The organism is Methylobacterium phyllosphaerae (assembly GCF_001936175.1).
Lineage (GTDB): Bacteria > Pseudomonadota > Alphaproteobacteria > Rhizobiales > Beijerinckiaceae > Methylobacterium > Methylobacterium fujisawaense.
This window is the reverse complement of sequence record NZ_CP015367.1, coordinates 3,566,988-3,590,349: the sequence shown is the minus strand read 5'-3', so window position 1 is coordinate 3,590,349 and position 23,362 is coordinate 3,566,988. Positions and strand designations below refer to the sequence as shown.

Below are 23,362 nucleotides of genomic sequence, written 5' to 3'. Positions count from 1 at the left end.
AAATCAGCGCGTGATCGGCGGGGGCGGGGCAGCGGGCTCGGGCTTGGCCTCGGTCACCGTCACGGGGCCGCCCGCGACGATCGCCGCGTAGACCTCGATCCGATCCCGCAGGTTCCGCGGGGTATCAGGATCGGCCACGATCTGGTCGAACCAGCGTCCGGCCTCCTCGTAATCGCCCTTCTTCAAGGCGGCGAGGCCCAGCATCTCCCGGGCGGTGTGGCGGAACGGGGTGCCGGCGGCCAGGCCCTGGAGGTTGGCCAGCGCCGGATCCGGGTTCGGCCCGTCGAGGCGCAGCAGGGCCGCGCGCAGGCGCGCGAGGTCGCGCAGGCCGTCGCCCAGGCCGGTATCGTCGGCGAGCTTGTCGAACTCCGCGGCGCCTGCCGCGGCGTCGCGCTTGCCGGTCTCGGCCGCCGCCCGGAACCGGGCGAGCAGGCGGTAGCCCGCCGGGCCCTGCGCCTCCAGGGCGTCGAAGGCCTTGTCGGCCTCCGCGACCTTGCCGTCCTTGGCGAGGCGGTTGGCGTCGTCGAACTGCACCGAGGCCACCTCGGCCGCCGCGCGCTGCTGGGCCTGCCAGTAGCGCCAGCCCGCGACGCCCGCCACCACGAGCACGGCGAGCGCGATGATCACGCCGCTGTAGCGCTTCCAGATCTGGAGGATCCGGTCGCGGCGGTAATCCTCGTCGACCTCGCGAAGGAACTCGTTGTTCTCGGCCATTCTATCCCGGCCCGCATGATTTCAGCGGACCACCTCGTCTCGTTCGGGCCCCGCGCCTAACACACGGGCGCGGGGTTGGCGACAGGCAGTGTCTCAGGCGGTGCCCGGCCAGACCGGCACGCCGATCACCGGATAGTGCAAATAGCGGGCGAAAACGAACCACGCGGCCGTCCCGATCACCAGAGCCAGGATGTCGTTGCGCCAGCCCTGCGGCGCCACCGCCGGCCCGCCATGCTGAGCCGCGACCGCCCCCGGGGCGAGAGCCCGGCGCTTGGCGCTGATCCGCGCCGCCACCGCCCAGGCGAGGAAGCCGCCGAACAGCAGCATCGAGCCGAGATCGCCGTTGGCCAGGAGGTGCGCGGTGGCCCAGATCTTCACGGCGAGCAGCATCGGGTGCTTGGCCTTGGCGCGGATATGGCCCGGCAGGTAGGCGGCGGCGAGGCACACGAAGGCGAGCCAGACCAGCGTCAGGGCGAGGTGGCGCGTCCAGACCGGCGGATCCCAGACCGGGATGTATCCGGCGAGGCGGTAATCGTGGAAGCCGATGCCGATCAGCACCAGCCCGAGCAGCGACAGGGCGATGTAGCCGAGCTTGTAGCGGCCCTCGCCGATCCGGTCGACGATCGCGGCGCGCCGGGTGCGGGCCATCGAGAAGGCATGCGTGCCGAGAAACAGCACCAGCCCGAGGATCAGGAGAACCATAGGAGACTTTCAGTCGGGCCGCACGGCCGGCGGCAAGCACTCTGTAATGGTTCTCAAGCGAATCTCCGCCTGTTTGTCCAGGCGCGGCCGGGACGCAGCCGGATGGCGACCATGGGCTGGGCGGATCGGGTGTCCGGGATGCGACGCGGCGGTACCACGCTGCGATCGCGCGGGTTTGAGCAGCCGGCGCCGCGCAGTCTCCCTCCCTCCTCTGCGGGGGAGGGCGTCACGGTTGTCAGCCCGGGTCGGGCGAGGGGAGCCCCGTTTCCGGAGGGACCGCCACCTGCGCTGAAGCCCGCACCGTCGCGCCGCCGCGCTCCCCGCCCGCTTCACAGAAAACCCTCCCCCGCAGAAGGGTGTGGGAGGGCGGTGCGCCTTGGGCGCGTGGCGCTGCTGGTCCTGATCCCCTTCGCAACCCCCGCCTCCGCCGATCCCCCGCTCTCGGCCCTGACCCTGGTCGGGCCGCCGACGGAGATCTTCAAGGCCGGCCGCGATGCCTGCGACGGCGCCGACGTCCCCGACGCGCCGGCCCGCGCCTTCCGCGACGCCGCGGGCGCGGTGGCGCTCTACGGGATGCATTACCGCAACCGGGCGCTGCGCGGCCCGGATCTCGGCCAGCTCAAGCTCGACTGCACGGTGGTGCTCGATTCGGGTGAGAAATCCGATCCTGCGGCCTACGACGACCGCTCCTGGATCACCGCCACCTGGACCGAGGACGGCGCCCGCGTGGCCGCACTCCTCCACCACGAGTACCAAGCCAACGAGCATCCGGGCCGCTGTCCGGCGGCCACCTACATGGCCTGCTGGTACAACACGATCACGGCCGCCACCTCGACGGATGGCGGCCGCAGCTTCAAGCGGCAGAGTCCGCCCGTGGTGGTCGCCGGAGCCCCATTCCGGCAGGAGATCGACCAGGGCCGCCACCGCGGCTTCTTCAATCCGTCGAACATCGTCGCGGACGGGAGATGGCGGTACTTCCTCGCCTCGACCACCGGTTGGACCCGGCCCGGCAGCGACCAGGAATCCGGGATCTGCCTGTTCCGCAGCGACGATCCGGCCGATCCGACCCGCTGGCGCGCCTGGACCGGCACCGGTTTCACCGCCGCCTTCCCGGACCCCTACCGCGCCGCCCGCCCGAACACGGCGACCTGCCGGCCGGTCGGGCCGTTCCCGGGCCCGGTCGGGGCCGTCGTCCGGCACCGCGGCTCGGGCGCCTGGATCGCCGTGTTCATGGCCAAGGCGGCCGAGGGTTTCCCGCAATCCGGCTTCTACTGGACCACCTCCCGCGACCTGATCACCTGGGACAGCCCGCGCCTGCTCCTCGCGGGCGCAACCCTCTACGACGACCCGTGCGCGGCCACGGCGCCGCTCATCGCCTATCCGTCGCTGCTCGATCCGGACGCGCGGGGCCGCAATTTCGACGATGTCGGAGACCGGGCGCTGCTCACTTTCGCGCGCCTGCGCACGGAGGGCTGCACGATCACCTCCGACCGGGACCTGCTGCGCCGCCCGGTGGCGATCCACGTCTGGCCCTGATCGCGCTTGACCGGGATGCGGCCGCCGCGCCACTCAGGGCGTGAGAGGTTCGCATGGACGCGCAAGCCGATACGCCGATTCGCGATGCCGCCGCGCTGCGCGGGCAGTTCGGGCCCGTCGGACCGCTCGCCGCCCGCAAGGTGCTCGACCACATCGACGATTACGGCCGCCGCTTCATCGCTCTCGCGCCGTTCCTAGTGGTGGCGAGCGCGGACAAGGCCGGCCATGTCGACGCCAGTCCCCGGGGCGATGCGCCGGGCTTCGTCGCCGTTGCGGATTCCCGGACCCTGGTGATCCCGGACCGGCGCGGCAACAACCGCATCGACACGTTCCTCAATCTGCTCGAGAGCCCGGGCGTCGGGCTGATCTTCCTCGTGCCGGGGATCGACGAGACCTTCCGGGTGAACGGCACCGCCGCGCTGACGCAGGACGCCGCGCTGCTCGAGCCCATGCGCGCCCAGGGCAAGGTGCCGGCCGCGGGGCTCGTCGTGCAGGTGCGCGAGGCGTTCTTCCATTGCGGCAAGGCGATGATCCGCTCCGGGCTCTGGGATCCGGCGCGCCATGTCGCGCGCGACACCTTCCCGAGCCTGGGACGCATCCTGTCCGATCAGACCGCGGCCGCCGACGTGGCGGAGGCCGAGGCCACCATCGCCGACGCCTACCGGACGCGGCTCTACTGACCGGATTGGCCGAGGGCTCGTGCGTCGGATGCGACGGAGCGCACCGGCTGGCCGATCCGCTGGCAGACCATTGTGCCGAGGGTCACGCTCAGCATCAGGGCGGTGCCCGAGAGCAGCATCGTGGTTGCCCGGGCATAGGCACGGCCGACATGGATCAGCAGGCAGCCGGATGCGAAGATCGCGAAGGCCGGGAGCAGATGCTGCACGGGCGACGTCCTCTCTGGCTGCAGACGGACTGTCCGGGGTGCGGGGACCGAGGACCATCGTCAGCGCGCGGCGTGAAAACGCGGTTAATGTCGCGTATAGCTGTCGTCGGAGTGGACCGGCCGGAGAGGATCCCGCATGCCGCATTCGAGGGTTCCGGAGGCCGAGATCGGGACGGTCGGGACGGCGTCGGCCGACCCCCGCGACACGGCGCTTCTGGGCGCGGGGGCCATCGGCGCCGGGACGGTCGGGGCGTCAGCGCTGGGTGCGCTGGCCCTCGGGGCCGCGGCGCTCGGCGTCGTCGCGGTGGGCGCCTTCGTGATCGGACGCCTTTCGGTGGGGCGGGCCCGGGTCGGCTCCCTGGAGATCGGCGCGCTGGAGATCGACACGCTCACGGTGCGGTCTCTGCGGATGCCCGACCGGGATCCGGGTTGAGGCACGGTATGAGTCTCCGGGCGGCCCATCGGCGCCGCGCGGATAGCGAGGAGGGGAGCGATGACCGATCGGAAGCCGCCCTTTCGGCCCGCGGATGCGGTCGATGTCCTCGGTGAGGTCGAGGGTGATTTCGTCCTGCCGCTCTGCCTGCCGGGATCCAACCTGCTGATCGGCGAGGATCTCGCCATGCTGGTCCTCAGCACGATCCACGGGCAGCGGGTCGGCCTGCCGCTCAGCCCCCAGGGCGTGGCCGACCTTCACACGGTCCTGGGCGAGGCCCTGCGGCTGCTGCAGGCGCGCGAGCGCGGGCCGGTGCAGTAGCTTCGGCCCGTCGCCGGGGCGGCGAAAGGCTTCGTTGAGGCGGCCGGGATAGACAGGTCCCGGACCCTCTCCGTGGCGGCCGATGCGCGCTCCGTTGCTTCTCCTGCTGCTGACCTGCGCGGCTCCCGCGCAGGCCCGGCCCGCGACCTTTCTGGCGGTGCATGCGCTCGGCATGGCGTCCCTGCCGCCGGTTCCCCCGGTTGCCGCGCCGGCGCCGGCCGTCGCCGATGCGCGAGCCCGCTTCCTGCCGCTCATCGCCCGCGAGGCCGCCGGCACCGGCCTGCCGCTCGCGGTCGCCGACGCCGTCGCGCGGATCGAGAGCGGCTACGATCCCACCGTGGTCGGCAGCGTCGGCGAGGTCGGTCTGATGCAGGTCCGGCCCACCACCGCGGCGATGCTCGGCTTCCGGGGCACCGTCGCCGAGCTGGCGGCCCCGGAGATCAACGTTCGCTACGGCGTACGCTATCTCGCCGAAGCTTGGCGCCGGGCCGACGGCGACCTCTGCCGCGCCCTGATGAAGTACCGGGCGGGACACGGGTCGGAGGTGATCTCGCCCCTGTCGCAGCTCTACTGCGCCCGCGCCCAGGCGATCCTGGCCGATCCCGAAGCGCGCCTCGTCCGGGCAAGCGCGCGCCCGGCCGTCCCGTTCCGCCTCGCCGACAAGCAGGGGCGCCCCGTCCACCGGACGCGCGTGGTCGCCGAGCCGACGCCGCCGCTCTCGTTCTGGGAGGCGCACCGCGCGCGGATCGCCCGGCTCAACGCCGCCGTGCTGGAGCGCTGGCGGGCCCGCGGCGTGACGGCCGCCCCCACAGGCCATCCCTCCGGCGAGCCGGCGGGCGGGTAGGGCGGATCAGTCCTCGGCCCCGTCCGACCGCGCCCCCCGGGCGACCTCGCGCATGGCGGCATCCGGCAACGGGCGCTGGAGCCGGAGCGCCTCCGCGGTGGGCGCCTCGAGCCAGGTCGCCCATTCCTCCGGTTGCGTGAGCAGCACCGGCATCGCCTTGGGATGGACCGGCCCGACGACGCCGTTCGCCTCCGTCGTCAGGAAGGCGAACAGCCGGTGCTCCGCGGCGACCCGGTCCGGGTTCTCGCGCTTCGTCCCCCGCACGCCCGTCCAGGGCCGCCAGATCCCCGCGAAGGCGAAGAGCGGCCGATCCTCGTCGAGGGCGAACCAGACCGGCGTCTTGCGCGGCTTGGTGTCGGCGTACTCGCTGAAGGCGGTGACCGGCACGAGGCAGCGATGGGCGACCCCGAGCCAGGGTCGCCAGTGCGGGCTCGCGACGTTGCGCACGTTGGTGATCGGATGCTCGCCGAACGCCTTCGGCCCCGGCATGCCCCAGCGCATCATCGCGAGGTCCCGTCCGGCGGTGCCGTTCAGGACCACCGGCGCCAGCTGGTCGGGAAAGATAGCCGGCAACGGCGGAAGGTTTCCGGTGCGGTCCTCCGCGATCGCGAAGGCCCGGCGCAGATCCGCGGGGCCGGTTCGCAGGCTGTAGAGGTTGCACATGGGCGTCCCGGGCGGTTGGTGGGCACGGCGCCGGCTCTACACGCTTCCGGGATACCGCGCCCAGCCAGGCATACGGGGATACGCCCCGGCCGATCGGCGGCCGGAGCGCGCCGCCTCAGTTCAGGTGGAACACCACCTTCACGCAGCCGTCCTTCTTGTCGCGGAAGGCCTTGTAGAGGTCCGGCCCATCCGCGAGGTCGTGCGAGCGGTGGGTGATCAGGGAGGTCATGTCGATCTTGCCCTCTTGGATCAGCTTGGTCAGCGGCTCGAGATAGCGCTTCACATGGGTCTGGCCGCTCTTGAGGGTCAGGCCCTTCTGGACGATCGAGCCCATGTTGACCGGGATCGGTCCGCCATAGACGCCGGGCACCGAGACGATCCCACAGGGCCGGACCGCCTTGATGGCTTCGGCCAGCGCGTAGGGCCGCTCGGTGGCGGTCAGCTTCTCCTGGACGGCAGAGAGCACGCCGGTGAGGCCGCCATGGCCGGCACTCGCCTCCATGCCGACGCAGTCGATCACGCCGTCGGCACCCTGGCCCTTGGTGATCTCCTTGACTCGCTCGAACACGTCCTCGTTCATGAAGTCGATGATGTCAGTGGCGCCGGCCTTCCGGGCGAGGGCGATGCGCTCGGGCACGGTCTCGATGGCGATGATCAGCTCGGCCCCCATGATCTTCGCCGACTGGATCGCGAAGATGCCGACCGGGCCGGCGCCCCAGACCGCGATCGTCTCGCCGCCCTGGATCTCGCAATGCTCCGCGCCCTGCCAGCCGGTGGGCAGGATATCGGTGAGGAACAGGACGGATTCGTCGTCCATGCCCTCCGGCACCTTCATGGGCGCGACGTCGGCCATCGGCACACGGACATACTCGGCCTGGCCACCGGCATAGCCGCCGGTCAGGTGCGAGTATCCGAACAGGCCGGCCGTCGTGTAGCCGAACTGCGCGGCCGCCATCTCGGCGTTGCGGTTGGAGCGCTCGCAGACCGAGTAATTGCCGAGCTTGCACTGGCGGCATGCGCCGCAGTTGATGTTGAAGGGCACGACGATCCGGTCGCCCTTTTTGAACTTGGTGAAGCCGCTCCCGACCTCCACGACCTCGCCCATGAATTCGTGGCCGAGGACGTCGCCGCTCTTCATGGTCGGCATCTGGCCGTCCATCAGGTGCAGGTCCGAGCCGCAGATCGCGCAGCTCGTGACCTTGATGATCACGTCGCGGGAATCCTCGATGACCGGGACCGGGACCGTGTCGCAGCGGATGTCGTTGCGGCCGTGCCAGCACAGTGCCTTCATCGCGAGGATCTCCGAAGACTTTCGGGAATGCGGCCGGCTCGGCCGCCTTCCGGGTAAAGCCGTCGGCGGTACGGCCAAGTTCCCCGGGATCGCGTTTGGGAATCGCCTCGCCGACAGCCTAACCCTCGGGCCGCCGGGCCGCAGCGTTGTGGCCACCGACACGTTCAGGGCCGTCGATCTCACGCTGGGCGGGGCTGCTGGACCGGCTCAGGACGAGAGGTTTACAAATGTTTCACGTGAAACAGCGGTGTTCACCGCCCTTTTACGGTTCGAGACGGTGCCAGGTCTGCCTGCCTCAGGCGATCCCGTCGATGCCGATGGGGAGCTGCTCCGGACCGCGCAGGGACGCGCCCGGGCGATAGGGGGGCGGATCCTGCGGCAGACGCGGGGCGATCAGGCGGCGGCTCAGCGCCACCAGGGCGATCTCGGCCTCGATCCGCGCCAGAGGCGCGCCGACGCAATAATGCAGGCCGCCGCCGAAGCCGAAATGCTCGATATCGGACCGGTCCGGATCGAAGCGGTCGGGGGCGTCGAACCGGGCCGGATCGCGGTTCGCGGCGGCGAAGAGCAGGATGACGGGCGCGCCCTTCGGGATCGTCTCGCCGGCCACCGTGATCGCGCCGAGGGCCTTGCGGGTCCGGAAATGCACCGGCGGTTCGTAGCGCAGAACCTCCTCGATCAGGCGGAGGGCACGTTCGGGATCGGCGCGGAGCCGCTCCAGCTGCTCGGGATGCCGGAGCAGGGTCAGCATGGCGTTGGTGATGAGGTTCACGGTGGTTTCGTGGCCTGCCACCAGCAGAAGGACCGCCGTCGACAGGAGATCGAAATCGCTCAGCTGCTTGCGGCCGTCCGGACCGGGCGCGGCCAGACCGCTCAGCATGTCGTCGGTCGGGCGCCGCCGCTTCTCGCGGATGAGGTCGCGCATGTAGGCGGCGATCTCGTCGAAGGCCCCGACGATCTTGCGGCGGGTCGCGTCGTCGTGGCGCGCGTCCGGCTCCACCGCGGTGGCGAGCTGCGTCGCCCAGGCCTGGAACCGCGGCTCGTCCTCCCGCGGAACGCCGAGCAATTCGCAGATCACCGTCACCGGCAGGGGATAGGAGAGATCGCTGACGAGGCAGACCTCCCGGCGTCCCCGACATGTATCGATCAGGGCGTCCACCTCGCGGGCGATCCGTGGCCGCAGGGCCTGCACGCGCGCGATCGAGAATTCCCGCATGACGAGGCTGCGCAGCCGGTCATGGTCCGGCGGGTCGCGGAAGATGAACGGTCGGTGCGTGGCGCTGATGCGGTTCTTGATCGGATTGAGGATCAGGTCCTTGAGCGGGTTGCCGGTGCGCGGACGCCGGGGCGGCGGCAGATCCTCGGAACTGAGCCGCGGATCGAACAGCAATCCGCGGATCGCCGCGTGCGTGGAGACGACGTAGCTGCCGTCGCGCTGGCGGGAGACCGGCCGCTGCCGCAACCGGGCATAGAGCGGGTACGGATCGGCTCGGTTTGCCGGATCCATCACGGCGGCGAACAATGCGTCGTCAGACATCGACGGTCTCGGTGGATGGGCGCGCCGGGGCGGCTTGGCGCGGAGACGGGAAGCCCGGGGCGGCGGTCTGAACGCGCGGCTGGTCGGTGGCGTCGATGATCGGCGGGAAGGCGGCGCCGGCCGTGATCGCCTCCGCGTAGGCGGGCAGCCAGCGGGCCTGATCGAACGAGACGGCCGCGATGCTGCGCCCGGCCCGGCCGTAAACGGCGAGAAAGCGCCGGGAGGACCGAGACCCCTGCACCACCGCGACGGAATCGGCGCCCTCGGGAAGCCCGATCACCTTGATGTTGATCCCGAACTGGCTCGACCAGAAGGCCGGCAGGTGCGCGTAGGGGCGCTGGTCGCCGGGGCCGGCCAGCATGTTGCGCGCGGCGTGGGCCGCCTGCTCGACGGCGTTGCCCCAGTGCTCCACCGCGATCAGGCGATCGCCGTAGAGCGGGATCGGCCACCGGGCGACGTCGCCGGCGGCGTAGATGTCCGGGCAAGGCGCCCCGTCGGCGTCGAGGACCCGGCAGGCCGCGTCGCAGGTCACCCCGCCGGCATCCGCCTTCAGGCCCGCGCCCCGCAGCCAGCCTGTCGCCCGGGTCGCCCCCAGGGCCGCGATGACGAGGTTGGTCTCGATCGTGCTGCCGTCGGCCAGTCGGGCCCGTGCCACATGCCCAGCCGCATCGCCCTCGAAGGCGTGCACCATCGTGTTGGGCCGGAACGCCGCGCCGGCGTCGCGCAGGCACGACGCGATCACCCCGCCGACGAAGCTTCCCAGGCCTCGAGCCAGGGGCGCCGGATTCGGATCCACGAGGGTCACGGGCAGGCCGAGATCGCGCAGGCACGACGCCGCCTCGCAGCCGATCAAGCCGCCGCCCACGATGAGCACCTGGCGCGGGCGCGAAACCAGGGCCTCCCGGAGAGCCGCGGCATCGTCGCGCCCACGCAGGGTGAAGAGGCCGGCGAGCCCGCCGCCGGTCTCGGCCGGCCAGGGCCGGGCCTCGGCGCCGGTAGCGATGAGGAGGGCCTCGTAGGCCAGGACCGACCCGTCGGCGAGCCGAAGGGTGCGGGCCGCCCGATCGAGGGAAACGGCCGGGCTTCCGAGGCGCCAGCGGGCGTGGAGGTCGGTCAGTTCCGGCAGCCGGGTGGCGTCGGCGGCGAGTTCCCCGGCGAGCACGTGCTTCGACAGGGGCGGGCGGTCGTAGGGGCGGTGCGGCTCGGCGCCGACCAGGGTGAGCGGGCCGTCATAGCCGCCCCGCCGCAGCGCCTCGGCGCCGCGCAGGCCGGCGAGGGATGCCCCGACCACGACGATGCCGGCGGGTTCGGGGGTCACGGGGCGTCTCCGTCATCCGGGCCGGCCTGGAGGCTGATGGCGCGGACCGGGCAGGCCTCGACGGCCCGCTCGACGGCGCCGCGCCGGTCGGCCGGCGGCGCAGGATCGTAGAACAGTATCTCATGGCCGCGGATGGCGAAGGCCTCCGGTGCGGCGTAGCAGCACTGGGCGTAGCCCTGGCAGCGGTTGAGGTCGACGACGACCCGGAGCGCCCCGGCGCCGGCGGCCGGCTTCATGCCGACCTCGCGAGACGGCCTGCGCCGCCGGCACCTGACCGTGCGAGGTCGTCCACCGCCGTCAGGATGGAGGCCATGGCGTCCCGGGCCGCGAAGGCGTCCCGCAGCGCCCCGGCGCGCGTCCGGAAGCCGGGCTCGTCGAGCACGCGCCCCACCGCGGCGCCGATGGCCTCCGGGCTCGGTGCGTTGGTCCCGAGGTTGATCCCGACGCCGGACCAGCCGATGCGCGCGTTCACCTCCGCCTTGTCCTCGGTCAGGCCGGCCGACACGATCGGCACGCCGGCGGCGAGGGCCTGCGAGACGCTCCCGTAGCCGCCGTTGGTGACGAGCACGCTCACCCGCGGCAGCAAGTCCCGGAACGGCAGGAAGCACGACACCCGGGCATTGGCCGGGACCGGACCCGTCAGCGCGTCCACGGGACGGCCGCCGGTGGTGGCCAGGACCAGCAGATCGTCCCGGTCGGCCAGGGCCGCGAGGGTCGGCTCGACCAGCTCGCCGAAATCCGCGTTGGCCAGCGTCCCCTGGGTGACCAGCACGACGGGCCGGTCCGCCGCGTTCGCCTGTTCCAGCTCGGGCCACCAGTCCGGAAGCGGCGCGGGCGGCGTCGGCGGCTGGAGCAGGCCGATGAAGCGGAGGCCGGAGGGCAGGGTGCCGTAATCGTACTCGAAGCCCGGCACGGTCGGCTGCAGGAACAGGTCCGGCAGGATCACGATGGAATGCGGCAGCGAGGCCGGCAGCGGCGGCAGGCCGAGCCGCGCGAGCGTCGCGTCGGTATAGGCCCGCACCGGGTTGACGAAGGCCGCGTCCATGCCGGCCTTGAGGCTGGCATAGCGGACCAGGTCGTCCCGGTCGCGGGCCGGGGGCAGGCCGAGGCCCACGGGCGCGTGGTCGGGCCGGTCGAGGAACAGGAAGCTGACGTTGACGGTCACGATGGGCGGCCGCGGCGCGGTATCGAGGAGCAGCGGCAGCACCCCGAGGAACATGCTGCCGGCCAGGATCACGTCGGGGGCCTCGGCGGCGATCAGCGCCCGCAGGGCGGCGGCCTGGACCGGCATGGGATCCACGAAGCGGCGCTTGAATTCCCGGCGGTAGCGCTCCGGGCCGGCGGGCAGTTCGGTCTCGCGGTACGCGGCCGCATCATGGTCCGCGTACGGCGTGAACCGCAGACCCGCCGCCTCCACCTTCGGCCGGAAGGCCGGGTCGGTGAGAACGAGGACGTCGTCCCCCCGGGCGGCAGCCGTCCGCCCGATGGCGAGGAGCGGGTTCACGTGGCCGGTGAGCGGCGTCGCGGCGATCAGGATCTTCATCACGGCCTCTTCGAGCGCAGCCGGTCGAGCCGGCGGCGCTTCGGATCAGGGTGCCGGCGCCTTCATGCGCAGCGGCCCCGTGGCCCCCGGCGCGCCGGACTCACAGGGGGAATCGCAGCCGGGCCTGCGCAGTTACACAACCGGAGGGTGCTTCGTGCGGCACCGCACCATCGCACCCGGCCGAACAACCGCGCAAGATCCGAATGTCGGATGCCACGAGGCGCGCGCGGCCTGTCCAAGGCAGGGGCGCACCGGCCGTGGCGGCCGTCCTCGGCAGCGGACCGGAAAGCCGTCAGTCGACCACGACCACCCGGTTCGGCAACTCGTCCGGGTCGCCGGGCTCCGCGGGGAGATGTTCCGCCAGGCAGGCGCCGACACGCTCGACCGCCGCCGTCAGGCCATCCTCGACGGCGCCGCGACCGAGGGCCGGGACCAGCTCGGCGAGGATCCCGTCCCAGGCGGTGGGCGGGATCTCCCGGAGGACGCCGAGATCGGTGACGATCTCCGCGTGCCGCTCGGCGAGCGACAGGTAGAGCAGTACGCCGGTGCGGCGGCGCGTCAGGCTCAGGCCCCGGGACCAGAAGGCCCGGCGGGCGGCCTCCCGGGCGCGGGCCCGGCGCAGCTGGCGCGGCACGAGGGCCATGCGCAGCCGCTCGTTCTGGCTTGCGACGAGGATCGCGGCCACGAGGGCCGCCTGCGCCAGCAGGATCGACGCGGCGCTCCAGGCCGTCAGGGCGATCAGCGGCCAGGGCAGGAGCAGCGCCGCCGCCAGGGTCGCGAGCAGGATCACGGAGCGATAGGCGCCGGCGCGCCGGCTGACCATCACGACGATCTCGCCGGATGTCCCGGCTTCCGCCCGGGCCACCGCGCGGGCGAGTCGCGCCCGCGCCTCCGACGTCAGAACATCCGCGCGTCTACCAGTCACCGGAGGCTCCTCCGCCGCCCGACGAGCCGCCGCCGCCGGAAAAACCACCGTCGAAACCCCCCGACGATCCGCTGTCCGAGAAGCCGCCGCCCCATCCGCCCGAGCCGGGGCCCGGCAGGATGACGAGGCCGCCGCCCCGCCCCGTTCTTCCGCTCCGGCTCATGCGCCAAGCGACGAAGAGCACGATCAGGAACAGGGCGATGAAGACCGCGACCTGGGCGGGATCGACCTCGTCGGCCCGCACCTGCGGCTTGCGTTGCCATTCCTGCGCGTCGCCCGACAGGATCGACAGGATGCCGTCGACGCCGGCATTGAGGCCGCCGAAATAATCGCCGGTTTTGAAGCGCGGGGTGATGGCGCTGGCGATGATGACCTTGGACAGGGCGTCGGTCAGCGCCCCCTCCAGGCCGTAGCCGACCTCGATCCGGACCTTCCGCTCGCTCGGCGCCACGAGCAGCAGGACGCCGTTGTTGGTCTTGGCCTGCCCGAGCTTCCAGTCCCGGAACAGGCGGTTGGCGTAATCCTCGACGGTCGTGCCCTGCAGGTTCGGAACCGTTGCAACGACCACTTGGTCCGAGGTCTTGTCCTCGTGCGCCTTCAGCTTGGCGTCGAGCCTGCCGCGCTGCTCCGGGGTGAGGATGCCGGCCGCGTCGATCACGCGGCCGGTCAGCGCCGGGAAGGCCAGCTCGGCCGCCAGCGCCCCGATCGCGGAGACCGTCAGGCAGGCTGCCAGGACGGCGAGCGACAGGGCGAGGCGCGCCCGGACGGGCATGGTCCGCCCCCGGTGCCGCACCCTAGAACTTCACGTTCGGCGGCCGGTCGGCGTTCGGCGTCGCCGTGAAGGTCTCCATCGGCTTGGCGTCGGGATACAGGATCGCCGCGATCCAGCGGCCCGGGATCGTGCGCACCTCGGTGTTGTAGGCCTGGACGGCGGTGATGTAGTCGCGCCGCGCCACCGCGATGCGGTTCTCCGTGCCCTCAAGCTGGGATTGCAGGGCGAGGAAGTTCTGGTTCGACTTGAGGTCGGGATACTTCTCCACCGTCACCAGCAGGCGGCCGAGCGCCCCAGAGAGCTGGTTCTGGGCGTCCTGATACTCCTTGAACTTCTGCGGATCGCTGACCGTGGAGGCGTCAACCTTCACGCTGGAGGCCTTGGCGCGGGCCTCGGTGACCCCGATCAGCACGTCCTTCTCCTGCTGGGCGTAGCCTTTCACGGTCTCGACGAGGTTGGGGATCAGGTCGGCCCGGCGCTGGTACTGGTTCTGCACCTCGCTCCAGGCGGATTTGGCCTGCTCCTGCAGCGTCGGCACCCGGTTGACCGCCCCGCAGCCGGAGAGGCCCGCGGCCACCAGGATCACCGAGAGCACGCCGAAAAGGCGCGCCGCAGGCGATGTCCGGCGCCCCGCACCGGCCGTCAGCGTCGTTCCCATATCGTCCCCCATCTGCCGGCCGAGACTCGGCCGCTTGATCACGAACACGAGAGATAAGCGCCGGAACCGCCAAGGTAAGGTCCCCGCGTCCTCGGCCTTGAAGGATTGTGGTGCCGCCCGGTAAGGGCCTCGGCAACGGACCGGGTCGGCGCACGTTCGGACCTCGGGTCGGTCATCGGGTGGACCCATCGGCGCGGCGCCGCGGAGACCGGGAATGGATGCAGCACTCGCCGATCATGTCCGGGCCGCCAGCGCCGCCGCGCGGCGCCACGCCCTGGCGTACCGGGCGCCCTCCGGCAAGGACGCGCTGCCCTGGTCGATCATCGAGGCGTTCGACGCCCGGGTCCGCGGCCACCTCGCCCGCGACCCACGGATCGAGGACGAACGCGACCGGGTCCTGATCGCCGCGGTGAAGCTTGCCGAGACGCCGGTCGAGGAGGGCGAGGAGAGCATCGCCGAGGCGCGCGCCCATCTCGTCGACGCGATCGACTACCTGGAACAGGCGGTGCTGCGGCTCGGCCTCGTCAACCGGGAGGGGGCCAAGGCCGGTCTCGGCACCTACGGCCAGCCGGTCGGATCCCGCGACTGACGGCACGCCTGACCGAGCCGTCACCGGATGTCCGCCGACCTGCCCGCGGCCGCAACCCTCAGCCGCCTCGACCTGAAGACCCTCCGGCTGTTCGCGGCCATCTGCGCGGAGGGGACCCTGAACGGCGCGGCCCGCCGGGCGGCGATCGCGCCCTCGGCGGTGAGCAAGCGCCTCGCCGAGCTGGAGCACGCGCTGGGCTGCACCCTGCTCACCCGCGAGCCGCGCGGCATGCGGCTCACGCCGGCGGGCGAGACCCTGCTGCACCACACCCGCCGGATGCTGGCGAGCGCCGAGCAGATCGCCCTGGAACTCGCCGAGCACGCCCGGGGCGTGCGCGGCTTCGTGCGGGTGCTCGCCAACCTCTCGGCCATCGTGGAATTCCTGCCCGAGGACCTGCAGGCCTTCCTGGCGGCGCAGGCCGGGATCCGGGTCGACCTCGAGGAGCGCCCGAGCGGCGGCGTCGTGGCCGGCGTCGAGGAGGGACTCGCCGATCTCGGCCTCTGTGCCGACAACACCGACACCCGCAGCCTCACCGCCTACCCGTACCGAAGCGACCGCCTCGTCCTCGTGATGCCCGTCGGGCATCCGTTGAGCCGCCGCGGCGCCGTCGCCCTGGCCGATACCCTCGACTACGACCATGTCGGGCTGCACGCGGAGAGTTCGATCTACGCCGCCCTGCGCGACGAGGCCCGGCGCCTCGGCCGGCCCCTGCGTCTGCGCATGCACGTCCCGAGCTTCGACGCCATCTGCCGGATGGCGCAGGTCGGCCTGGGCCTCGGGACCGTCCCGGAACATGTCTACGCCCTGCTCGGACCGCCGATGCGGCTCGCCGCGGTGCCGCTCACCGATCCCTGGGCGGCGCGCACGCTGCGCCTCGTGGTCCGGCCCGGGCCGGTATCCCCGGCGGCGGCGCTCCTCTTGGACCATCTCCGGGCCGCCGGGCGCTGAGTCTGCGTTCTCCGCTCGCGAACGCACGATGATGCATGGCGTTTGGACTTCGCGGCGGAAACGGCCGTATTTTCCAGGCAACCAAAGATGGAGGAAAGCCGTGTCCGGTCCGCTCAGCGGTATCCGCGTTCTCGAGCTTGGTCAGCTGATCGCCGCGCCCTTCGCCACGCGGCTGATGGCCGAATTCGGCGCGGAGGTCATCAAGGTCGAACCCCCGGGTGAGGGCGATCCCCTCCGGAAGTGGCGCAAGATGCACGAGGGCACCTCGCTCTGGTGGTACCTGCAGTCGCGCAACAAGAAGTCGATCGCGGTCAATCTGAAGTCTCCGGACGGCCTCGACATCGTCAAGCAGCTCGCCAAGAGCGCCGATGTCGTGGTCGAGAACTTTCGGCCCGGCGGTCTGGAGAAGCTCGGGCTGGGCTGGGACGTGCTCTCGGCGCTCAACCCCAACCTCGTGATGGTCCGCATCTCGGGCTACGGCCAGACCGGGCCCTACCGCGACCGGCCCGGCTTCGGCGCCATCGGCGAGTCGATGGGCGGCATCCGCTTCACCACCGGTAGCCCGGAGGCTCCGCCGGCGCGGGTCGGCGTCAGCATCGGCGACACCCTGGCCTCGCTCCACGGCGTCATCGGCGCGCTGATGGCTCTGCTGCGGGTCAAGACCGGACAGGGCGCGGGCCAGGTCATCGACGTCTCGCTCGTCGAGAGCGTGTTCAACGTGATGGAGAGCCTCGTTCCCGAATACGACCTGCTGGGCGAGGTCCGCACCCGCACCGGCGGCGCCCTGCCGGGCATCACCCCGTCGAACACCTATCCGACGCGGGACGGCGGCTACGTGGTCATCGCCGGCAACAGCGACCCGATCTTCCGCCGCCTGATGACGGCGATCGGCCGGCCCGACCTCGCCGACGACCCGGCACTGCGCAACAACGAGGGCCGCTCGCAGCAATCCGCGATGCTCGACGGCACCATCGCCGACTGGTCGAAGACCAAGACCGTCGAGGAGGCGCTCGCCGTCCTCGACGCCGCCGACGTGCCGGCCGGCCGGATCTACTCGGTGGCCGACATCGTGGCCGATCCGCACTACCAGGCGCGCGACATGATCCTGCAGGCGGAACTGCCCGGCGGGACCGCGGTGAAGATGCCCGGCATCGTGCCGAAGCTCTCCGACACGCCCGGCGAGGTCCGCTGGCAGGGGCCGGCGCTGGGCGCCCACACCGATTCCGTGCTCGCCGAGCTCGGTCTCGACCCGGCGCGCATCGCCGCGCTGCGCGAGAAGGGAGCCGTGGCATGAGCGGCGACACGCTGATCGTCCAGGAAGTCGCCACCCGCGACGGCTTCCAGATCGAGCCGGTCTTCGTGCCGACGGCGGAGAAGATCCGCCTGATCGACGCCCTGGCGGCGGCCGGCTTCAGCCGGATCGAGGTCTCCTCCTTCGTCTCGCCGAAGGCCGTGCCGGCGCTCGCCGACGCAGCCGAGGTCTTTTCCGGGATTCGGCGCCGGCCCGGCACCGTTTACGTCGCCCTGGTGCCGAACCCGAAGGGCGCCGAGCGGGCGCTCGCCGCCAAGGTCGACGAGATCAACCTCGTCGCCTCGGTGAGCGAGACCCACAACCGCGCCAACATGGGCATGAGCCCGGCCGACTCGATCGCCGGCTTCGCCCGGATCATGGATTCGGTGCGCGGCGCCCCGGTCAGCACCAACGCCACGGTGGCGACCGCCTTCGGCTGCCCGTTCGAGGGCGACCAGCCGGTCGACAAGGTCGTCGCGCAAGTGGAGCGCTACCTGTCCCTCGGCATCGACGGGGTGACGCTGGCCGACACCACCGGCATGGCCAATCCCCGGCAGGTGGGCCGCCTCGTCGCGCGGGTCCTGCCGCTGGTCGGCCCCGGGCGCCTGACGCTCCATTTCCACAACACCCGCGGTCTCGGCCTCGCCAACGTGCTGGCCGCCTACGACGCGGGCGCCCGCCGCTTCGACGCGGCGCTCGGGGGCCTCGGCGGCTGCCCGTTCGCGCCCGGCGCCACCGGCAACATCTGCACCGAGGACCTCGTCAGCATGGCCCACGAGATGGGCGTGCCGACGGGCCTCGACCTTCCGGCGCTGATCGGCCTGTCGCGGGATCTGCCTCGCCTCGTCGGCCACGACGTGCCCGGCCAGGTCGCCAAGGCTGGACGCCCCTGCGATCTCCACCCGGCGCCGGCCAAGGCCGCCTGAGAGTGCGTTGACCCTGCGGCCGCGATCCCGCGCCACGCGAGGGAGATCCTGGTCGCGCCCTCATCCTGAGGTGCCGGAGCACAGCGGAGGCCTCGAAGGAGGTCTTCAGGCATCGCGCTTCGGACCGGAGGGCTCCTTCGAGACGGCTTCGCCGCACCTCAGGATGAGGGCGCGGGTTGGAGGAGCCCAGTCGAACAGGCTCTGAGCTCACCCGGGGCAAGCCGCCCGTCCGAAGGCGGCGCCCCCCACCACGTGTCCGAAAACAACAACACGGAGGAAACCATGACCGCAGCCCTGTCGGGTTCGCCGGCCGCCGTCGAGGCCGGTGCGGTGACGGAGACGAGCGTCGTCCGCAAGGTCGCGTGGCGGCTCATGCCGCTGATCATGATCTGCTACATGTTCGCGTTCTTCGACCGCATCAACATCAGCTTCGCCAAGTTCCAGCTCCAGAGCGACCTCGGCTTCAGCAACGTCGCCTACGGGCTCGGCGCGAGCATGTTCGTCGTCGGCTACGTGATCTTCGAGGTGCCCTCGAACCTGATGCTGTACCGGGTCGGGGCGCGCCGCTGGATCGCCCGGATCATGATCTCCTGGGGCATCGCCACCGCGCTGATGATCTTCATCCGCAGCGAATGGCACTTCTACGCCCTGCGCTTCGTGATCGGCGCCATGGAGGCGGGTTTCGCGCCGGGCATCCTCTACTACCTGACCCTGTGGTTCCCGGCCTCGCATCGCGGGCGGATCACCAGCTTCATGTTCGTGGCCTCGGCCTTCTCGGGCATCTTCGGCGCGCCGGTGGCGGGCCTCATCCTCGGCGGCCTCAACGGCGTCGGCGGCCTCGCCGGCTGGCAATGGCTGTTCCTGGCGGGCGGCCTGCCCTGCCTCGTCCTCGGCCTGCTCGTGCTGACGCGCCTCGACGACCGGATCGCCGACGCCCGCTGGCTCTCGGAGCCCGAGAAGGCGCTCCTGTCCAGCCGCATCGCCCACCACAACCGCGAGATCGGCGACCATTCGCTCCTCGGGGCGATCCGGCAGCCGGGCTTCCTGATGATCGCGCTGATCTATTTCCTGCTCCAGATCGGCTCGTATGGCCTCAACTTCTGGGGGCCGGACCTGATCAAGACCGCGAGCGGCGGCCAGGCGGCCTCGGTGGGCTTCCTCACGGCGATTCCCTACATCTGCGGCGCGATCAGCATGGTCGTGATCGGGCGTCTCTCCGACGCCTCTGGCGAGCGGCCGAAATTCGTCGCGGGTCTCGCCATCACGGCGGCGCTCGGCTTCTTCGGCGCCGGCCTGTTCGACAAGCACATCGTGCCGCTGATGTTCGCCCTGGCCCTGCTGGGCGCCGGCATCGTCGCCTCGATCCCGACCTTCTGGACGCTGCCGGCCAAGCTCGTCACCGGCGTCGGCGCGGCGGGCGGGATCGCGCTGATCAACACGCTGGGCCAGTTCGGCGGCATCGTCAGCCCGGTGATGGTCGGCTGGGTGAAGGACCTGACCGGCTCGACGACGCCGGCCCTGTACGGCATCGGGGTGCTCTGCCTCGTCGCCGCCGGGCTCGCGCTCTTCGCCATGCCGGCGAGCCTGCGCCGGAGCGACAGGGCGGCCTGATCCGGCCGCATCGGGCGTCCCGGGCCGACGAGCTACGGGACGCCCACCAGGGCCGCCTGCCGATACGCGCGGGGCGCTGCCCCGTGGCGCTCCTTGAAGCGGCGGACGAAGTGGGCTTGGCCGGCGAAGCCGCAGCCATAGGCGAGCAGGCCGATCGACAGGTGCGCGCAGGCCGGATCGGCCAGCCGCCGGGCGGCGGATTCCAGATGGGCCTTGGCGCGCTGGACCACGACGCTGCCGTTGACGGGCTGGGGCACCTCCCGGGCCAGCCGCTCCGAGAGACCGGCGATGATCAAGTCGATGCCGATCTCCGTCATGCGCGCGGCTGCGGCTGCCCCGAGACGGTCGCGGACACGGATCAGCTCGCTGAAGACGCTCATTGCCAGGCTTGCGGATGCGCGATCGGCGCCGACGGTCAGGGCCGTGTAGAGCCGGGCCGGTCCGAGCCGCGCTCCAGACGGTCGCGCGGCACATCCAGGATCCGGCGACTGTCCGTCTCCGTCATCACCACCAGCGGCTGACGATCGACCACGACGAGGGAACCGACCTCCGCGCGTTCCCGCCTGGCCGCAAAAGGCTCTGCTCGGAGCGTCCGAAGCTCGACCGTCATGAGGGGGTCGGAGATGATCTCCCGCCACCGTCGGACGCTGTCCTGCGGTGGAAGACCGACGGTTGAGAACAGAGTCTGCACGGATCGATCCCCGCGACGCCGAGATGGGGGCAGAGAGCGGTCGGCTGCGGGACGTCGTCGGGCGGAGCAGATCCCGCACGGCCGTGCCCGGACCCGGCAGACGGCACCGGTGAACCGTCCCGGGCTGGAGCCCGACAGGCGGCTGCCGACGCCGAAAACGGGTTCGGATGCCGATCTTCGCGGCCGAAAACAGTGAATGCCGCGGTAACCAATTCGAGGATCGATCGCCCTGCGCGACGGATCAAAAAACCTCGCGCTCACGGACAAACCCCGGCCCGCTCATATTGTATATTATCTGCAACCTCAAGAATTGGTGCGATATCAACTTGAGGTAGCAATTCTCCGGCCTTCGATCCGGCACCCTGATCCGCGTCCGCGGTCCCGGTTCACCCCGACCGGCAGTCGTGGATCAGGCGCATGGTGCCAGGCCTTTCAATGGTGATGTCTCCTATGGATAACCTCAGCGCAGCCCGTTCAACGTTCATGTTGGAGAAGGTCGGCGCCATCGTCGCCGCCTACGTCTCGCGCAACGCGATCGACGTCGGGGCCCTGCCGGCTCTCATCGACCAAGTGCATTCGGCGATCGCAGTCCTCCGCCGCGACCCATCGGGTTCGGGGGCAGGCGGCCTGAGCCAGGAGCAGGTCGACGCCTCGATCCAGGAAGCGGGCCTGATCAGCTTCATCGACGGCCGCGCCTACCAGACCCTGAAGCGCCACCTGACCGCCCACGGCCTCACGCCCGAGCGCTACCGGGCCAAGTACGGCCTGCCGGCCGATTACCCGATGGTCGCCCCGGGCTATGCGGCCCGGCGTTCCGAGATCGCCCGGGCGATCCAGCTCGGCCACAAGGCGGGGTGAGTGATGGTGCCCGCCTCGTCCCCGGGTCCCGCCCGGACCCACAAGCCTCCCCCCGGGGCGGCCTCGAAGGATGCGCTGTACCGCATCGCCGGGATTCTCGACGTGCCGGTGGCGAGCTTCTTCCCGGATGCCGACCGGCCCGACGCGGCCATCGCCCAGGCGGCCGACCTCGTCTCGGCGTTCGTGGCGATCGAGAATCCGGCCGCGCGCCGGACCTGCCTGGCCTTCGTGCGGGCGATGGCGGGTTCCTGAGGGGGCCGACGGAAGCCGGAGACCGGGCTGCTCCCCATGGGATGACGCCCGGTCTCCGGCCAGCCGGCCAGACGCCGGATCAGAACATGTGGCGCAGGAGGTAGAACAGCACGGCCGCGAGGGTGATCGCCGCCGGCAGGGTCAGGATCCAGGCGAGTGCCATGTTGCGCACGGTGGCCATCTGCAGGCCCGAGCCGTTGGCCGCCATCGTCCCGGCGACACCGGATGACAGGATGTGGGTGGTCGAGACCGGCAGGCCGTAGAGTTCGGCCAGCCCGATCGTGCCGGCCGCGACGATCTCCGCCGAGGCACCCTGCGCGTAGGTCAGGTGGGTCTTGCCGATCTTCTCGCCCACCGTGACGACGATGCGTTTCCAGCCGACCATGGTGCCGAGGCCGAGGGCGAGGGCGACGCAGACCTTGACCCAGCCCGGGATGTAGCGCGTGCCGTCGTTGAGCAGGCCCGCGTAGCGCTTGAGGGTCGCCTTGTCGGCCTCCGAGAGATCGGCCCCGGAGCCCGGCAGCACGCGCACCGCGTCGGCGGCGAGGTACATGTCGCTGCGCAGGTTCTGGGTCTGGGCGGCCGGCACCGTGCGGATCGCGCCGTAATTCTTCACGCTGGCGGCAATGTCGTTCGCGAGCGCCGCCAGCGCGGCGTAGACGGGCGGCGCGTTCAGGTCCTTGGTCTTCAGCGCTTCCGTCACGGTCCGGCGCGCGGCGGCGGCGTCCGGCACCTCCGCGCCGGGCGCCCGGGCGGAGAACACCGCGCCCGCCGCCGTCGAAGCCTGCACGAAGGCGGGCGTCGTGTCGTCCGCCATGGTGCGGTTGAGCGCGTAGGCGGTGGGGGCGGCGCCGATCAGGATCAGCATGATCAGGCCCATGCCCTTCTGCCCGTCGTTGCCACCGTGGAAGAACGAGACCAGCGTGCAGGTGAGGATCAGCAGGCCGCGGATCCACAGGGGCGGCGGCGCTTCGCCCTTCGGCGCCGCGTAGAGATCCTTGCGGCGCACCGCGAATTTCAGGGCGAGCAGCAGCAGCGCCGCCAGCACGAAGCCGCAGACCGGCGAGAACAGCAGCGCCTTGAAGACGTTGAGGGCCTGGCTCCAGTCGACGCCCGCGGTGCCGTCGCCGCCGTTCATCAGCTGGTTGGCGAGGCCGACGCCGAGCACCGAGCCGATCAGCGCGTGGGACGAGGAATTGGGCAGCCCGAACGCCCAGGTTCCGAGGTTCCAGAGGATCGCCGCCAGCAGCAGCGCGAAGATCATCGCGTAGCCCGCATGCGAACCGACATTGAGGATCAGCTCCACCGGCAGCAGCGTCACGATGGCGTAGGCCACGGCGCCCGAGGAGAGCATCACGCCGAGGAAGTTGAAGACGCCCGACCAGATCACCGCGACGAGCGGCGGCATCGAGTGGGTGTAGATCACCGTGGCGACCGCATTGGCGGTGTCGTGGAAGCCGTTCACGAACTCGAAGGCGAGGGCGATCAGCAAGGCGAGGCCGAGCAGCGCGAAGGCGCCGTAGGCGAGGGGCGCCTCGCCGACGGCGTTCATGTCCGCGATCAGGCTCACCACCGCGTAGCCGAGGCCCGCCACCAGCACGAGGAGGAAGGCGACCACCCCGCCGAGATGCAGTCCGTGGTCGAGGCGCGGGCCCCCTACCTGCCGGCCTGCGACCGCCCCCGACGGCGCCACGGCGGAATCGGACATGAACCCTCGCGCGGAATCATTCGTGATGGTGAGCCGGGATTAAAATGTGCCCGTGACGGTCGGGTGACGTCGATCCCGCGTCCAGCCTCGCGCAACGGCATCCGGCCGAAGCGATTTGCGGGATTTCGTCCCGTCCCCAGTGTCCGGGCCGTCCCAGTGTTCGGGCCGCCGAGGATGGGCGGTCTGTGCCGGGCCCGTTGCGATGACGGACGGCCATCGCCCCGATCCTCATGTCATGACGGCACGCGCTGCAAGGTTAAGACGAAGATGAGTCATGATATGATTTGCGCCGGCAAAGTTTTGATCCTGTTGCTGGCAGGATACAAATGTAAGATTTTAGATTTG

The 23,362-nt window shown here is 71.3% G+C and carries 26 protein-coding genes; 12 read left to right on the top strand and 14 right to left on the bottom strand.

Annotated elements, in window-relative coordinates:
* Nucleotides 1–3 precede the first annotated feature (3 nt).
* Together MCBMB27_RS16300 and MCBMB27_RS16295 are read right to left on the bottom strand one after the other, a co-directional pair.
* Nucleotides 4–714: a tetratricopeptide repeat protein gene (locus tag MCBMB27_RS16300; protein ID WP_043357771.1), complete on the bottom strand. Its 711-nt coding sequence runs from the start codon at nt 712–714 to the stop codon at nt 4–6.
* 93 nt (nt 715–807) lie between these two features.
* Entirely contained in the window at nt 808–1,416 is a 609-nt protein-coding gene (locus MCBMB27_RS16295) for an NnrU family protein (protein ID WP_043357769.1), read from the bottom strand.
* A gap of 369 nt (nt 1,417–1,785) precedes the next feature.
* Between MCBMB27_RS16295 and MCBMB27_RS16290 the strand changes: the two genes are divergently transcribed.
* Nucleotides 1,786–2,952, top strand: coding sequence for a hypothetical protein (locus MCBMB27_RS16290; protein ID WP_091955218.1), 1,167 nt, complete (start codon nt 1,786–1,788; stop codon nt 2,950–2,952).
* Nucleotides 2,953–3,005: 53 nt separating this feature from the next.
* Entirely contained in the window at nt 3,006–3,632 is a 627-nt protein-coding gene (locus MCBMB27_RS16285; protein WP_043357765.1) for an MSMEG_1061 family FMN-dependent PPOX-type flavoprotein, read from the top strand.
* Here MCBMB27_RS16285 and MCBMB27_RS16280 read toward each other — a convergent pair.
* Nucleotides 3,626–3,838 (bottom strand): hypothetical protein, encoded by a 213-nt coding sequence (locus tag MCBMB27_RS16280; protein WP_075380859.1) that lies wholly within the window; start codon nt 3,836–3,838, stop codon nt 3,626–3,628. The two genes, MCBMB27_RS16285 and MCBMB27_RS16280, sit on opposite strands and share 7 nt — an antisense overlap.
* Nucleotides 3,839–3,974: 136 nt before the next feature.
* On the opposite strand from MCBMB27_RS16280, the gene MCBMB27_RS16275 reads away from it, so the two are divergent.
* The 3 genes from MCBMB27_RS16275 (at nt 3,975) to MCBMB27_RS16265 (ending at nt 5,436) form a co-directional block, all read left to right on the top strand.
* Nucleotides 3,975–4,271 carry a hypothetical protein gene (locus MCBMB27_RS16275; protein WP_051045121.1) on the top strand — a complete coding sequence of 99 codons (297 nt, stop codon included), beginning with the start codon at nt 3,975–3,977 and terminating at the stop codon, nt 4,269–4,271.
* 60 nt (nt 4,272–4,331) lie between these two features.
* The gene (locus MCBMB27_RS16270; RefSeq protein ID WP_043357761.1) at nt 4,332–4,592 is read left to right on the top strand and encodes a hypothetical protein; all 261 of its coding nucleotides are present in this window, start codon (nt 4,332–4,334) and stop codon (nt 4,590–4,592) included.
* A gap of 82 nt (nt 4,593–4,674) precedes the next feature.
* A complete protein-coding gene (locus tag MCBMB27_RS16265; protein WP_053609132.1) occupies nt 4,675–5,436 on the top strand; it encodes a lytic transglycosylase domain-containing protein in 762 nt (253 codons plus the stop codon).
* A 6-nt stretch (nt 5,437–5,442) separates the two neighbouring features.
* On the opposite strand, the gene MCBMB27_RS16260 is transcribed toward MCBMB27_RS16265, so the two are convergent.
* The 9 genes from MCBMB27_RS16260 to MCBMB27_RS16220 all read right to left on the bottom strand — a co-directional run bounded on the left by MCBMB27_RS16260 (nt 5,443) and on the right by MCBMB27_RS16220 (nt 14,143).
* Complete coding sequence (locus tag MCBMB27_RS16260) at nt 5,443–6,099, bottom strand: SOS response-associated peptidase (RefSeq protein ID WP_043357758.1); 657 nt, start codon at nt 6,097–6,099, stop codon at nt 5,443–5,445.
* A gap of 115 nt (nt 6,100–6,214) precedes the next feature.
* Nucleotides 6,215–7,390 (bottom strand): zinc-dependent alcohol dehydrogenase, encoded by a 1,176-nt coding sequence (locus MCBMB27_RS16255; protein WP_075380858.1) that lies wholly within the window; start codon nt 7,388–7,390, stop codon nt 6,215–6,217.
* 295 nt (nt 7,391–7,685) lie between these two features.
* A complete protein-coding gene (locus MCBMB27_RS16250; protein WP_075380857.1) occupies nt 7,686–8,927 on the bottom strand; it encodes a cytochrome P450 in 1,242 nt (413 codons plus the stop codon).
* Nucleotides 8,920–10,245: an NAD(P)/FAD-dependent oxidoreductase gene (locus tag MCBMB27_RS16245; protein WP_053609134.1), complete on the bottom strand. Its 1,326-nt coding sequence runs from the start codon at nt 10,243–10,245 to the stop codon at nt 8,920–8,922. Before MCBMB27_RS16245 ends, MCBMB27_RS16250 begins: the two co-directional genes overlap by 8 nt.
* A complete protein-coding gene (locus MCBMB27_RS16240) occupies nt 10,242–10,481 on the bottom strand; it encodes a ferredoxin (protein WP_043385300.1) in 240 nt (79 codons plus the stop codon). Before MCBMB27_RS16240 ends, MCBMB27_RS16245 begins: the two co-directional genes overlap by 4 nt.
* A complete protein-coding gene (locus MCBMB27_RS16235) occupies nt 10,478–11,788 on the bottom strand; it encodes a glycosyltransferase (RefSeq protein WP_075380856.1) in 1,311 nt (436 codons plus the stop codon). The genes MCBMB27_RS16240 and MCBMB27_RS16235 overlap by 4 nt, the downstream gene beginning before the upstream one ends.
* A gap of 292 nt (nt 11,789–12,080) precedes the next feature.
* A complete protein-coding gene (locus MCBMB27_RS16230) occupies nt 12,081–12,713 on the bottom strand; it encodes a TPM domain-containing protein (RefSeq protein ID WP_043352558.1) in 633 nt (210 codons plus the stop codon).
* The gene (locus MCBMB27_RS16225; RefSeq protein WP_075380855.1) at nt 12,703–13,485 is read right to left on the bottom strand and encodes a TPM domain-containing protein; all 783 of its coding nucleotides are present in this window, start codon (nt 13,483–13,485) and stop codon (nt 12,703–12,705) included. The genes MCBMB27_RS16230 and MCBMB27_RS16225 overlap by 11 nt, the downstream gene beginning before the upstream one ends.
* 22 nt (nt 13,486–13,507) lie before the next feature.
* Nucleotides 13,508–14,143 (bottom strand): LemA family protein, encoded by a 636-nt coding sequence (locus MCBMB27_RS16220; protein WP_043352562.1) that lies wholly within the window; start codon nt 14,141–14,143, stop codon nt 13,508–13,510.
* A gap of 214 nt (nt 14,144–14,357) precedes the next feature.
* Between MCBMB27_RS16220 and MCBMB27_RS16215 the strand changes: the two genes are divergently transcribed.
* The 5 genes from MCBMB27_RS16215 to MCBMB27_RS16195 all read left to right on the top strand — a co-directional run bounded on the left by MCBMB27_RS16215 (nt 14,358) and on the right by MCBMB27_RS16195 (nt 19,508).
* On the top strand, nt 14,358–14,732 hold the full coding sequence (locus tag MCBMB27_RS16215) for a hypothetical protein (RefSeq protein WP_043385305.1): 375 nt from the start codon (nt 14,358–14,360) through the stop codon (nt 14,730–14,732).
* Nucleotides 14,733–14,759: 27 nt separating this feature from the next.
* Complete coding sequence (locus MCBMB27_RS16210) at nt 14,760–15,680, top strand: LysR substrate-binding domain-containing protein (RefSeq protein WP_043352554.1); 921 nt, start codon at nt 14,760–14,762, stop codon at nt 15,678–15,680.
* 100 nt (nt 15,681–15,780) lie between these two features.
* Nucleotides 15,781–16,974 carry a CaiB/BaiF CoA transferase family protein gene (locus MCBMB27_RS16205; protein ID WP_043352553.1) on the top strand — a complete coding sequence of 398 codons (1,194 nt, stop codon included), beginning with the start codon at nt 15,781–15,783 and terminating at the stop codon, nt 16,972–16,974.
* Nucleotides 16,971–17,897 (top strand): hydroxymethylglutaryl-CoA lyase, encoded by a 927-nt coding sequence (locus tag MCBMB27_RS16200; protein ID WP_043352552.1) that lies wholly within the window; start codon nt 16,971–16,973, stop codon nt 17,895–17,897. Before MCBMB27_RS16205 ends, MCBMB27_RS16200 begins: the two co-directional genes overlap by 4 nt.
* 282 nt (nt 17,898–18,179) lie before the next feature.
* Nucleotides 18,180–19,508, top strand: coding sequence for an MFS transporter (locus tag MCBMB27_RS16195; protein ID WP_043352551.1), 1,329 nt, complete (start codon nt 18,180–18,182; stop codon nt 19,506–19,508).
* A 32-nt stretch (nt 19,509–19,540) separates the two neighbouring features.
* On the opposite strand, the gene MCBMB27_RS30575 is transcribed toward MCBMB27_RS16195, so the two are convergent.
* Nucleotides 19,541–19,888 carry a helix-turn-helix domain-containing protein gene (locus tag MCBMB27_RS30575; RefSeq protein WP_075380854.1) on the bottom strand — a complete coding sequence of 116 codons (348 nt, stop codon included), beginning with the start codon at nt 19,886–19,888 and terminating at the stop codon, nt 19,541–19,543.
* Between the two features lie 794 nt (nt 19,889–20,682).
* Between MCBMB27_RS30575 and MCBMB27_RS16180 the strand changes: the two genes are divergently transcribed.
* Nucleotides 20,683–21,057, top strand: coding sequence for a Ros/MucR family transcriptional regulator (locus tag MCBMB27_RS16180; protein ID WP_269466598.1), 375 nt, complete (start codon nt 20,683–20,685; stop codon nt 21,055–21,057).
* A 3-nt stretch (nt 21,058–21,060) separates the two neighbouring features.
* Nucleotides 21,061–21,309 (top strand): hypothetical protein, encoded by a 249-nt coding sequence (locus tag MCBMB27_RS16175; protein WP_043385309.1) that lies wholly within the window; start codon nt 21,061–21,063, stop codon nt 21,307–21,309.
* A gap of 79 nt (nt 21,310–21,388) precedes the next feature.
* Here MCBMB27_RS16175 and MCBMB27_RS16170 read toward each other — a convergent pair whose 3' ends face one another.
* A complete protein-coding gene (locus tag MCBMB27_RS16170) occupies nt 21,389–23,017 on the bottom strand; it encodes an inorganic phosphate transporter (RefSeq protein ID WP_075380853.1) in 1,629 nt (542 codons plus the stop codon).
* Nucleotides 23,018–23,362 lie beyond the last annotated feature (345 nt).

Excerpts from the sequence above, each read along its gene's own strand:
- MCBMB27_RS16300 (WP_043357771.1), bottom strand. The coding sequence starts at position 714 with ATGGCCGAGAACAACGAGTTCCTTCGCGAGGTCGACGAGGATTACCGC.
- MCBMB27_RS16295 (WP_043357769.1), bottom strand. The coding sequence starts at position 1,416 with ATGGTTCTCCTGATCCTCGGGCTGGTGCTGTTTCTCGGCACGCATGCC.
- MCBMB27_RS16285 (WP_043357765.1), top strand. The coding sequence starts at position 3,006 with ATGGACGCGCAAGCCGATACGCCGATTCGCGATGCCGCCGCGCTGCGC.
- MCBMB27_RS16275 (WP_051045121.1), top strand. The coding sequence starts at position 3,975 with ATGCCGCATTCGAGGGTTCCGGAGGCCGAGATCGGGACGGTCGGGACG.
- MCBMB27_RS16270 (WP_043357761.1), top strand. The coding sequence starts at position 4,332 with ATGACCGATCGGAAGCCGCCCTTTCGGCCCGCGGATGCGGTCGATGTC.
- MCBMB27_RS16265 (WP_053609132.1), top strand. The coding sequence starts at position 4,675 with ATGCGCGCTCCGTTGCTTCTCCTGCTGCTGACCTGCGCGGCTCCCGCG.
- MCBMB27_RS16260 (WP_043357758.1), bottom strand. The coding sequence starts at position 6,099 with ATGTGCAACCTCTACAGCCTGCGAACCGGCCCCGCGGATCTGCGCCGG.
- MCBMB27_RS16255 (WP_075380858.1), bottom strand. The coding sequence starts at position 7,390 with ATGAAGGCACTGTGCTGGCACGGCCGCAACGACATCCGCTGCGACACG.
- MCBMB27_RS16250 (WP_075380857.1), bottom strand. The coding sequence starts at position 8,927 with ATGTCTGACGACGCATTGTTCGCCGCCGTGATGGATCCGGCAAACCGA.
- MCBMB27_RS16240 (WP_043385300.1), bottom strand. The coding sequence starts at position 10,481 with ATGAAGCCGGCCGCCGGCGCCGGGGCGCTCCGGGTCGTCGTCGACCTC.
- MCBMB27_RS16235 (WP_075380856.1), bottom strand. The coding sequence starts at position 11,788 with ATGAAGATCCTGATCGCCGCGACGCCGCTCACCGGCCACGTGAACCCG.
- MCBMB27_RS16225 (WP_075380855.1), bottom strand. The coding sequence starts at position 13,485 with ATGCCCGTCCGGGCGCGCCTCGCCCTGTCGCTCGCCGTCCTGGCAGCC.
- MCBMB27_RS16220 (WP_043352562.1), bottom strand. The coding sequence starts at position 14,143 with ATGGGAACGACGCTGACGGCCGGTGCGGGGCGCCGGACATCGCCTGCG.
- MCBMB27_RS16215 (WP_043385305.1), top strand. The coding sequence starts at position 14,358 with ATGGATGCAGCACTCGCCGATCATGTCCGGGCCGCCAGCGCCGCCGCG.
- MCBMB27_RS16210 (WP_043352554.1), top strand. The coding sequence starts at position 14,760 with ATGTCCGCCGACCTGCCCGCGGCCGCAACCCTCAGCCGCCTCGACCTG.
- MCBMB27_RS16200 (WP_043352552.1), top strand. The coding sequence starts at position 16,971 with ATGAGCGGCGACACGCTGATCGTCCAGGAAGTCGCCACCCGCGACGGC.
- MCBMB27_RS16195 (WP_043352551.1), top strand. The coding sequence starts at position 18,180 with ATGACCGCAGCCCTGTCGGGTTCGCCGGCCGCCGTCGAGGCCGGTGCG.
- MCBMB27_RS30575 (WP_075380854.1), bottom strand. The coding sequence starts at position 19,888 with ATGAGCGTCTTCAGCGAGCTGATCCGTGTCCGCGACCGTCTCGGGGCA.
- MCBMB27_RS16180 (WP_269466598.1), top strand. The coding sequence starts at position 20,683 with ATGTTGGAGAAGGTCGGCGCCATCGTCGCCGCCTACGTCTCGCGCAAC.
- MCBMB27_RS16175 (WP_043385309.1), top strand. The coding sequence starts at position 21,061 with ATGGTGCCCGCCTCGTCCCCGGGTCCCGCCCGGACCCACAAGCCTCCC.
- MCBMB27_RS16170 (WP_075380853.1), bottom strand. The coding sequence starts at position 23,017 with ATGTCCGATTCCGCCGTGGCGCCGTCGGGGGCGGTCGCAGGCCGGCAG.